This window comes from Stenotrophomonas maltophilia, assembly GCF_039555535.1.
GTDB lineage: Bacteria > Pseudomonadota > Gammaproteobacteria > Xanthomonadales > Xanthomonadaceae > Stenotrophomonas > Stenotrophomonas maltophilia_Q.
On record NZ_CP154630.1, the window covers coordinates 922,476 to 932,939 of the forward strand.

At 66.1% G+C, this 10,464-nt stretch carries 8 protein-coding genes; 5 read left to right on the forward strand and 3 right to left on the reverse strand.

Features of this window, described 5'->3' with window-relative positions:
- The first annotated feature begins 176 nt into the window (after positions 1–176).
- Together AASM09_RS04215 and AASM09_RS04220 are read left to right on the forward strand one after the other, a co-directional pair.
- Positions 177–1,568, forward strand: a complete 1,392-nt coding sequence (locus AASM09_RS04215; protein ID WP_049432769.1) for a class II 3-deoxy-7-phosphoheptulonate synthase — start codon at positions 177–179, stop codon at positions 1,566–1,568.
- A gap of 647 nt (positions 1,569–2,215) precedes the next feature.
- On the forward strand, positions 2,216–3,358 hold the full coding sequence (locus tag AASM09_RS04220) for a mechanosensitive ion channel family protein (RefSeq protein WP_049432766.1): 1,143 nt from the start codon (positions 2,216–2,218) through the stop codon (positions 3,356–3,358).
- Positions 3,359–3,430: 72 nt separating this feature from the next.
- Here AASM09_RS04220 and AASM09_RS04225 read toward each other — a convergent pair whose 3' ends face one another.
- From AASM09_RS04225 to typA, 3 genes are read right to left on the reverse strand one after another with little or no spacing between them, the layout of a single operon-like run.
- Entirely contained in the window at positions 3,431–5,053 is a 1,623-nt protein-coding gene (locus AASM09_RS04225) for an amidase (RefSeq protein WP_049432765.1), read from the reverse strand.
- 41 nt (positions 5,054–5,094) lie between these two features.
- Positions 5,095–5,562, reverse strand: coding sequence for a DUF2127 domain-containing protein (locus AASM09_RS04230; RefSeq protein WP_049432763.1), 468 nt, complete (start codon positions 5,560–5,562; stop codon positions 5,095–5,097).
- Between the two features lie 11 nt (positions 5,563–5,573).
- Entirely contained in the window at positions 5,574–7,421 is a 1,848-nt protein-coding gene (gene typA, locus AASM09_RS04235; RefSeq protein ID WP_010483969.1) for a translational GTPase TypA, read from the reverse strand.
- A gap of 273 nt (positions 7,422–7,694) precedes the next feature.
- On the opposite strand from typA, the gene AASM09_RS04240 reads away from it, so the two are divergent.
- The 3 genes from AASM09_RS04240 (at position 7,695) to AASM09_RS04250 (ending at position 10,002) form a co-directional block, all read left to right on the forward strand.
- On the forward strand, positions 7,695–8,186 hold the full coding sequence (locus AASM09_RS04240; RefSeq protein WP_005408225.1) for a peptidylprolyl isomerase: 492 nt from the start codon (positions 7,695–7,697) through the stop codon (positions 8,184–8,186).
- 118 nt (positions 8,187–8,304) lie between these two features.
- Positions 8,305–9,291, forward strand: a complete 987-nt coding sequence (locus AASM09_RS04245) for a malate dehydrogenase (RefSeq protein ID WP_004153634.1) — start codon at positions 8,305–8,307, stop codon at positions 9,289–9,291.
- Positions 9,292–9,387: 96 nt separating this feature from the next.
- Positions 9,388–10,002 (forward strand): RluA family pseudouridine synthase, encoded by a 615-nt coding sequence (locus AASM09_RS04250; RefSeq protein WP_049432761.1) that lies wholly within the window; start codon positions 9,388–9,390, stop codon positions 10,000–10,002.
- Positions 10,003–10,464: the final 462 nt, after the last annotated feature.

Sequence of the window (10,464 nt, forward strand, 5' to 3'; positions counted from 1 at the left end):
ACTTCGTAACAGTTCGTGGCGAATCATGCGCCTGTCCGGCTGGCCTTGGGCATGCGGCTTTTGGCCGATCGCGATGCCCTTTCCCCGGCGTTCAGTCATGTGCAGACGGCGTTCGACCCTTTGCGACAGCGGTCGGCTCTGCGACCATGAACGTCCCCCACCTCCGGAAGTCTGCAATGAGTCTGTCAGCCGTTTCGCCTGTCCCCGATCCTGCCGCGACCGCTGCTGGCGCTGGCTGGTCGCCGGAGAGCTGGCGTGGCAAGACCGCGCTGCAGATGCCGACCTATCCAGACCCGGTGGCGCTGGACGCGGCCCTGCACGAGCTGAAGCGGCTGCCGCCGCTGGTCACCTCATGGGAGATCCTGGCGCTGAAGCAGCAGCTGGCCGAGGCCCAGGAGGGCAAGCGCTTCCTGCTGCAGGGGGGCGACTGCGCCGAGAATTTCAGCGACTGCGAATCGGGCACCATCTCCAACCGCCTGAAGGTGCTGCTGCAGATGAGCCTGGTGCTGGTGCACGGCCTGCGCCAGCCGGTGATCCGCGTCGGCCGCTTCGCCGGCCAGTACGCCAAGCCCCGCTCGGCCGATACCGAGACCCGCGACGGCGTGACCCTGCCCAGCTACCGCGGCGATGTGATCAACGCGCCGGCCTTCACCGAAGCAGCACGCCTGCCGGACCCGAAGCGGATGCTGCAGGCCCACGCGCATTCGGCGATGACGATGAACTTCGTGCGCGCGCTGATCGACGGTGGTTTCGCCGACCTGCACCACCCCGAATACTGGAACCTGGAGTGGGTAAGCCACTCGCCGCTGGCCGCCGAGTACCAGAAGATGGTGGCCTCGATCGGCGACGCGGTGCACTTCATGGAGACCCTGGCTGGGGCTCGCGTGCACAACCTCAACCGCATCGATTTCTACACCTCGCACGAAGCGCTGCTGCTGCCCTACGAGCAGGCGCTGACCCGGCAGGTGCCGCGCCAGCAGGGCTGGTTGAACCTGAGCACGCATTACCCGTGGATCGGCATGCGCACCGCCGCGCTCGATGGCGCGCACGTGGAATACCTGCGTGGCGTGCGCAACCCGATCGCGATCAAGGTCGGCCCGTCGGTGACGCCGGACCAGCTGTTGCGCCTGATCGACGTGCTCAACCCGCATGACGAGCCGGGCCGCCTGAGCTTCATCCACCGCATGGGCGCCGCGCAGATTGCCGAGAAGCTGCCGCCGCTGCTGGACGCGGTCAAGCGCGATGGTCGTCGGGTGCTGTGGGTGTGCGATGCGATGCATGGCAACACCGAGAGCACCGCCAACGGGTTCAAGACGCGCCGCTTCGACAACGTGCGTGGCGAAGTGGAGATGTCGTTCGACCTGCATGCCGCGGCAGGCACGCGCCTGGGTGGCGTGCACCTGGAACTGACCGGCGAGGACGTGACCGAATGCACCGGTGGCGCGCGCGAGCTGACCGAGCGTGACCTGGAGCGTGCGTATCGTTCGACGGTGGATCCGCGGTTGAATTACGAGCAGTCGCTGGAGATCGCGATGGCGATCGTGCGCAAGCAGGAACAAGTGCGGTAAGGGTTTTTCGGCAGGGCTTGCAGCCCTGCACCTGCTGCAATCAACGGCAACGGCAAAAGCAAAAGCCGATGCGGCATTCCGTGGGATGGCGGGGCGGTGTGGGTGGTCAGGACACGCCGTAAACCCATCCTTGGGGGCTCGATGGCGCCATCCATGGCGCCAACGGTCCTGCCCACCCACACCGCCCCGCCTCTGACAGATCCCTGCGGCTGTTGGTAGGTGTCGACCTTGGTCGACACGGTGGGTCCACGCCATGCGTGGATGAATGTCTGTCAGATTTCGAAATCAGAAGATGGGGTCAGATCCGTTTTCCTCTGGAAAACGGATCTGACCCCAGACTTTGCTGGCAGATCGCAGGAAACTGTCGAAGGCGGGGTGGGGCCGGTTGCGGGGGCCAGATCAGTGAGCCGCATGGATGCGGCGACCGAGCCTCCATGGATGGATCCACGGCGTCCCCCGCAACCGGACCCACCCCGCCATCCCACAGGAAACCCGCTTCTGCTTCGGCTGTTGCTGTTGCTTCGGTTCGCAGCAGGTGCAGGGCTGCAAGCCCTGCCGACCAACACCCTGCTTACGAACGGCTGACGTGACGCTCATGCGCCATGCGCGAGGCTGTCCGCTAGGCTGTTCGAGTGGAGGTAGCAACGGTGCACTGGCAAAGCGCGCAGGCCTACGCATGGCCGTTGGGATTGGCAGCAGTAGCGGGTGGCATCGGCGCGTGGCTGATCCTCTGGATCTATCATCGGCTGAAAGGGCGTGATCGTCGGCGCGCGCGCATCGGTCGCGTGCTTGGCCTGCCGATGGCGACCGCGTGGCCACTGCTGCTGTTGATCCCCGCGCTGCAGGCCACGCCGCTGCAGGATCCCGTGCTGGGCAATCTGCAGCATGTGCTGCACATCGCGCTGACCGCCTGCTTCATCTGGTTGCTGGTACGCGCGGTGGCGGCGGGTGAGCGCGCGATCCTGCGCGGCCATCCCATCGATGTCTCCGACAACCTGGAAGCGCGCCGCATCCAGACCCAGACGCGGGTGCTCAGCCGCGTGTTGATGGGGGGCATCATCGTGCTCGGCGCCTCGCTGGTGCTGTTGACCTTTCCGATGGTGCAGAAGATCGGCACGGCTCTGCTGGCCTCGGCGGGTCTTATCGGCCTGGTGGCCGGCATTGCGGCCAAGCCGGTGTTCGGCAATCTGATCGCTGGCCTGCAGATCGCAGTGACGCAGCCGATCCGGCTGGACGATGTGGTGATCGTTGAAGGTGAGTGGGGACGCATCGAGGAGATCGGCAGCAGCTACGTGGTGGTGCGCATCTGGGACGAGCGGCGGATGGTGGTGCCGTTGACCTGGTTCATCGAGAACCCGTTCCAGAACTGGACGCGGCGCAGTGCCGATCTGCTCGGCACGGCCTTCCTGTGGTTGGACTACCGGGCACCGATTGCGGCGATCCGCGCCGAGCTGGAGCGCATCTGTCGTGGCGAAGCGCTGTGGGATGGTCGGGTCTGCGTGACCCAGGTGACCGAAACCAGCGAACGCGCGATCCAGGTGCGGCTGCTGGTCAGCGCACGCAGTTCCGGCGATGCCTTCGACCTGCGTTGCCTGGTGCGTGAGCGCATGCTCGATTTCCTTGCGCGCGAGCATCCGCAGGCGCTGCCGCAGGTACGTGCACGTGTGCAGCACGATGATGAGCTGGATAGGCCGCGCGGTCCGCGGGCGCGTACCGCGGATGTGCGGTCGCCGGGGGCTGAAGATGGCGAAGCCGCGATCGTGCCGATGGAGCCCGACCAGCCTCTGTAGGGCCGAGCCATGCTCGGCTGCCTTCGATTTTCCGATGAAGCCGAACGTGGGCTCGGCTCTACATAAACGCGATCAAGGCTCGCCAGCGTCGATCAGTGCGTCAGTATCAAAGTGCGGCGGCCGCCGCGCGCGCGTGCGCTGCTCGTAGGCGTAGGCCATCTCGATCAACTTCGGCTCGCTCCAGGCGGTGCCCATGAACAGCAGGCCGACCGGCAGGCCGTCGATCTGCCCCATCGGCACGGTCAGGCTGGGATATCCGGCCACGGCAGCGGCGCTGTAGCTCTCGCCGGGGAAGTCGTCGCCTTCGCTGCGGATCGCCCATGCGACGCCGGTGGTTGGCGCCACCAGCGCATCGAGTTGATGGGCGGAGAGGGCGGCATCGATGCCTTCCGGGCCGGCCAACCGGCGCGCATCGCTGCGCGCGCGGATGTAGGCAGGGTCTGCCAGGCCAGCGGTGGCGTCAGCCTCTACCAGCAGTTCCTGGCCGAACAGGCCCAGTTCCTGCTTGCTGTGGGCCTGGTTGAAGGCGATCAGCTCGGCAAGGCTGCGCAGCGGGGCGCGATGGGTGCTGAAGTAGCGCTCCAGGCCCGCCTTGAATTCGTACAGCAGCAGCGTGCGCTCGGCCTCGGCCCAGGCGCCCTGGTTGGGCAGTTCGACGGGTACCACGACGGCACCGGCGCGACGCAGCTCGATCGCCGCCTGATCGATCAGCGGCGGCATGCCGCGGTACTTCAGCAGCGGCGTCTGCAGCAGGCCGATGCGTTTGCCGCGCAGGCCCTGCGGGTCCAGGCGTGCGGTGTAGTCGTAGACGGCGCGGCCGGGCATGGTCGCGGTGGCGGGATCGGCGTCATCGCGGCCGGCGATCGCGGTCAGCACGGCAGCAGCATCGGCGACGCTGCGTGTCATTGGTCCGGCGGTGTCCTGGCTGAAGGAGATCGGTACGATGCCATCGCGGCTGACCAGCCCGACCGTCGGCTTCAGGCCGACCACGCCGTTGATCGCCGCCGGGCAGACGATGCTGCCGTCGGTTTCGGTGCCGATCGCCACGCTGGCCAGGTTGGCGGCCACGGCCACCGCGCTGCCGCTGCTGGAACCGCACGGTGAATGGCTGATGCGGTAGGGGTTGCGGGTCTGGCCACCGCGCGCGCTCCAGCCGGAGATGGAGTCGTTGCCGCGGAAGTTGGCCCACTCGCTGAGGTTGGTCTTGCCCAGCACCACGGCGCCGGCGTCGCGCAGCCGGCGCACCAGATAGGCGTCGTCCGGGCGGAAACCCTGCAGGGCCAGCGAGCCGGCACTGGTGGCCATCGGTGCGGCGTTGATGTTGTCCTTCAGCAGCAGCGGGATGCCATGCAGCGGACCGCGCAGGCGTCCTTCGCGGCGCTCGCGGTCGCGCGCGGCGGCTTCCTTCAGGGCATCGGGGTTGAGCTCGATCACCGCGCGCAGGCGTGGCCCGGTGCGGTCGAGGCTGGCGATGCGCTGCAGGTAGGCCTGGGTCAGGGTGGTGCTGTCCAGCTCACCGGCGGTCATCCGCGCCTGCAGGTCGGCGACATCGGTTTCGGCGTACGGGAACGGCACGTTGCGGCTCGCAGGTTCGGCCGCATGCGCGCTGGGCGTGGCCGGGCTGCAGCCAGCCGAAAGCAGCGCAGGCAGCGCGGCGAGCAGGCAGGTCAGCAGAGGCGGCAAGGACGGGCGCATGGGGCGGCTTGGTCGGCTCCAACCCCCAGTGTAGCCGGTGCTCAGCGGTGGCGCTTGCGCAGGTCGCGGGCGAGGACGTAGACCACGATCAGGTTGATCGCCAGGATGGTCCACGACGGCCAGCCGGGATGGCGGATGATCGCGAAGATGTCGAAAGGCAGGTACAGCGAGGCGGTCAGGCAGCCCAGCCAGGAGGCCCAGGCCTTGGCCCGCCACAGGCCCCAGGCCTCGACCAGGTGCAGCAGGCCGTAGCCGATCATCCCCGCCGCGGCCAGGTGGACCGCATCGGGGCTGATCATGTGCAGCAGCGAGGGCAGGGTGCCATGGTCCGGATCCAGGCTGAAACGCCGGATCAGGGCCATGATGCCGTGCCGTAGCGGCTGCGGTCCGAGCACTTCCAGCCCGGTGGCGGCCAACAGCGCCAGCATCGCCTTGCTCGCTTCAAGCAGGGCGATGACGTGGAGACCCGGATGCCGGTGCGGATCCGGGTTGTAGCCGCTCTGGTTCACGGGGTGCTGGCTCAGCCGCCGCGCGAAGCCTTCTTGCGGTCGCTTTCGGTCAGGAACTTCTTGCGCAGACGGATCTCCTTCGGGGTGATCTCGACCAGCTCATCGTCTTCGATGAAGTCCAGGGCCTGTTCCAGCGAGTACTTGATCGCCGGGGTCAGCTGGATCGCATCGTCCTTGCCCGAAGCGCGCATGTTGGTCAGCGGCTTGGTCTTGATCGCGTTGACGGTCAGGTCGTTGTCCTTGGAGTGGATGCCGACCAGCTGACCTTCATACACGTTGTCGCCTTCAGCAGCGAACAGCTTGCCGCGCTCCTGCAGCGGGCCCAGCGAGTAGGCCGGGGTGGTGCCCGGCGCATTGGCGATCATCACGCCGTTGATGCGCTTGGCGATCGCGCCCTGTTCCTTCGGACCGTAGTGGTCGAACACGTGGAACAGCAGGCCCGAACCCTGGGTGAGGGTCTTGAACTCGTTCTGGAAGCCGATCAGGCCACGGGCCGGGATCGAGTATTCCAGGCGCACGCGGCCCTTGCCGTCCGATTCCATGTTCTTCAGCTGGCCCTTGCGGGTGCCCAGCTTTTCCATCACGCCGCCCTGGTGGATTTCTTCGATGTCCACCACCAGCTGCTCGATCGGCTCCATCATCTGGCCGTCGATTTCCTTGATGATCACTTCCGGGCGCGACACGGCCAGCTCGTAGCCTTCGCGGCGCATGTTCTCGATCAGCACCGACAGGTGCAGTTCGCCACGGCCGGAGACCAGGAACTTGTCGGCGTCTTCCAGCTGCTCGACCTTCAGGGCCACGTTGTGGACCTTTTCACGATCCAGGCGGTCCTTGATCTGGCGGCTGGTCAGGAACTTGCCACCGGACAGGTCCTTGTTGCCGGCGAACGGCGAGTTGTTGACCTGGAAGGTCATCGAGATGGTCGGCTCGTCGACGGTCAGCGCCGGCAGCGCTTCCGGGAAGTCCGGTGCGCAGATGGTGTCGGAGATGGTCAGCTCCTGGATGCCGGAGATGGCCACGATGTCGCCGGCCTCGGCCGAATCCTGCTCGATGCGTTCCAGGCCCATGAAGCCCAGCACCTGGAGGACCTTGCCGTTGCGCTTCTTGCCTTCACGGTCGATGACCGCGACCTGCATGTTCTTCTTCAGGGTGCCGCGCTGGATGCGGCCAATGCCGATCACGCCCACGAAGTTGTTGTAGTCCAGCTGGCTGATGCGCATCTGGAACGGGCCTTCCGGGTCCACTTCCGGACGCGGCGCGTGCTGCATGATCGCTTCGTACAGCGGGGTCATGTCGCCGTCACGCACGGTGTCTTCCAGGCCGGCATAGCCGTTCAGGCCCGAGGCGTAGACGATCGGGAAGTCCAGCTGCTCGTTGGTGGCGCCGAGCTTGTCGAACAGGTCGAAGACCTGGTCGATCACCCATTCCGGACGGGCGCCCGGACGGTCGACCTTGTTGACCACGACGATCGGCTTGAAGCCCATCGCGAAGGCCTTCTGGGTCACGAAGCGGGTCTGCGGCATCGGGCCGTCCATCGCATCGACCAGGATCAGCACGGTGTCGACCATCGACAGCACGCGCTCGACCTCGCCACCGAAGTCGGCGTGGCCGGGGGTGTCGACGATGTTGATCCGGTTCTTGATGCCGGTCTTCTTGTCTTCCCAGGTGATGGCGGTGTTCTTGGCCAGGATGGTGATGCCGCGTTCCTTTTCCTGGTCGTTGCTGTCCATCACGCGCTCGGCGAGGACGGTACGCTCGGACAGGGTGCCGGACTGCTTCAGCAGCTGGTCGACCAGGGTGGTCTTGCCATGGTCGACGTGGGCGACGATGGCGATGTTGCGAAGATTTTCGATGGACATACGAAAGGGGGCCAGTCGGCGCCGGATTTGGAAAAAGAAGTCCAACATTATACGTCGAACTTGACGATTCGCGAAAAGGTGGATTTCACGCCTGTCACGGGGCCCATTCAGCTGGCCATCCGCCGCGCCGGCCGAGGCCGCCAGGACCCCGCTGCGCGGCTCCCCGTCCGTGGGCTGAAGCGGGGCGCTTCACCAATGGTCGAAGCCGCCGCCGACACGAGGCGGGTGTAAACTAGGTGGCTAGACGCATTCCCCTTTGCATCAAGGATCTTCATGTCCCTCATCGCCACTTTCGACACCACCCAGGGCCCGATCAAGGTCGAGCTGTTTGCCGACAAGGCGCCGCTGACCGTGGCCAACTTCGTGAACCTGGTCAAGCACGGCTTCTATGACGGCCTGATCTTCCACCGCGTGATCGCCGACTTCATGATCCAGGGCGGCTGCCCGCAGGGTCGTGGCACCGGCGGCCCGGGCTACAAGTTCGAAGACGAGAAGAATGGCGTGAAGCACGAGGTCGGCTCGCTGTCGATGGCCAACGCCGGCCCGAACACCAACGGCAGCCAGTTCTTCATCACCCACATCAAGACCGACTGGCTGGACGGCCGCCACACCGTCTTCGGCAAGGTCCTGGAAGGCCAGGCCATCGTCGATTCGGTCAAGCAGGGTGACGTGATCCATTCGATCACCCTGGAAGGCGACGTCGACGCCGTGCTGGCCGCCCAGGCCGACCGCGTCGCCGAGTGGAACAAGCACCTCGCCGCCTGATTCCCCTTCGAAACGGCCACCCACGGGTGGCCGTTTCCCTGTTCCCCGCCGCCCGCCAGGCCTGCGTGGCTCCGCCCGCGGCGTCCCATCAAACGCTTGCAAGCAAGAGGAAACCCCCATGAAAGCACCCGTTCGTGTTGCCGTGACCGGCGCCGCCGGCCAGATCGGTTATGCCCTGCTGTTCCGCATCGCCTCCGGCGAAATGCTGGGCAAGGACCAGCCGGTCATCCTGCAGCTGCTGGAACTGCCGGTCGACAAGGCCCAGGCCGCCCTGAAGGGCGTGATGATGGAGCTGGAAGACTGCGCCTTCCCGCTGCTGGCCGGCATGGTCGGCACCGATGACGCCGAAGTCGCGTTCAAGGACGCCGACATCGCCCTGCTGGTCGGCGCGCGTCCGCGCGGCCCGGGCATGGAGCGCAAGGACCTGTTGCTGGAAAACGCCAAGATCTTCACCGCCCAGGGCGCGGCGCTGAACAAGGTCGCCAGCCGTGACGTGAAGGTGCTGGTGGTCGGCAACCCGGCCAACACCAATGCCTACATCGCCATGAAGTCGGCCCCGGACCTGAAGCCGGAAAACTTCACCGCCATGCTGCGCCTGGACCACAACCGCGCGCTGAGCCAGCTGTCGACCAAGCTCGGCAAGCCGGTCGGTGGCATGGAGAAGCTGGTGGTGTGGGGCAACCACAGCCCGACCATGTACCCGGACTACCGTTTCGCCACCGCCGATGGTGCGTCGATCGCCGATGCGATCAACGACCAGGAGTGGAACGCCAACACCTTCATCCCGACCGTCGGCAAGCGCGGCGCGGCGATCATCGAAGCCCGTGGCTCGTCCTCGGCTGCGTCGGCCGCCAACGCCGCCATCGACCACGTGCGTGACTGGGTGCTGGGCAGCAACGGCAAGTGGGTCACCATGGGCGTGCCGTCCGACGGTTCCTACGGCATTCCGGAAGGCGTGATCTTCGGCTTCGCGGTGACCACCGAGAACGGCAAGTACACCCTGGTGAAGGATCTGCCGATCGACGACTTCAGCCAGAAGTACATCGACAAGACCCTGGCCGAGCTGGAAGAAGAGCGCGCCGGCGTCGCCCACCTGCTGGGCTGATACGGGCCTCGGCCGGTAGGTACCGACCGTGGGTCGGTACGCAGAAGACGGGGAGGCTTCGGCTTCCCCGTTTTCATTTGGAATTCCTGGAACCGCATGATCCACCTGCACTACATCGACGACGCGCTGCTGGTAGCTGAAAAGCCCGCCGGCCTGCTGTCCGTGCCTGGCCGCAGCGCCGAGAACCAGGACTGTGTCGTCGCGCGCCTGCAGGCGCTGTATCCGGATGCCTTGACCGTGCACCGCCTGGACCAGGTGACCTCCGGGCTGCTGCTGCATGCGCGTGGCAAGGACATGCAGGCGGCGTTGTCGATGCAGTTCGAGCAGCGCCAGGTTGGCAAGTGCTACGAAGCCGTTCTGCAGGGCCTGCTTGAGGGCGATGCCGGCGAAGTGGACCTGCCATTGATCGTGGACTGGCCGAACCGGCCGAAGCAGATGATCGACCATGAGCGCGGCAAGCCGGCGCTGACGCGTTGGCGCGTGCTGGCCCGTGATGCTGAAGCGCAGCGCACGCGCGTGGCGCTGGAACCGATCACTGGCCGCAGCCATCAGCTGCGCCTGCACATGGCCAGCCTCGGCCATCCCATCGTCGGCGACGTGCTGTATGACGCGGCGCCGGCGCAACGCGTACATCTGCATGCGCGCGGCCTGCGGTTTACGCATCCGCTGACGGGCGAGGCGCTCGCGTTCGAGTCCGCGGCTCCGTTCTAGGGGGGGAGGCGGCAGGGCCTGCAGCCCTGCACCTGCAGAATCAACGTCAACATCAACATCAACATCAACATCAACGTCAAAAGCGGGCTGTCCGTGGGTTGGCGGGGCGGTATGGGTGGGCAGGACACGCCGTAAACCCATCCATGGGGGCTCGATGGCGCCATCCATGGCGCCAACGGTCCTGCCCACCCACACCGCCCCGCCTCTGACAGATTCCCGCGGCTGTTGGCAACTGCGGCCGTTGTTCCGCACGGCTGTTGGTAGGTGTCGACCTTGGTCGACACGATTTTTCTGTCAGATATCGAATGAGTCATCCACGCATGGCGTGGATCTACCGTGTCGACCAAGGTCGACACCGACCAGAACAATATGTCGTTCCGACAGGTCGCGGGAAACTGTCGAAGGCGGGGTGGGTCCGGTTGCGGGAGTGTCCGCGGCATGGATGCCGCGGCCAAGCCCCCA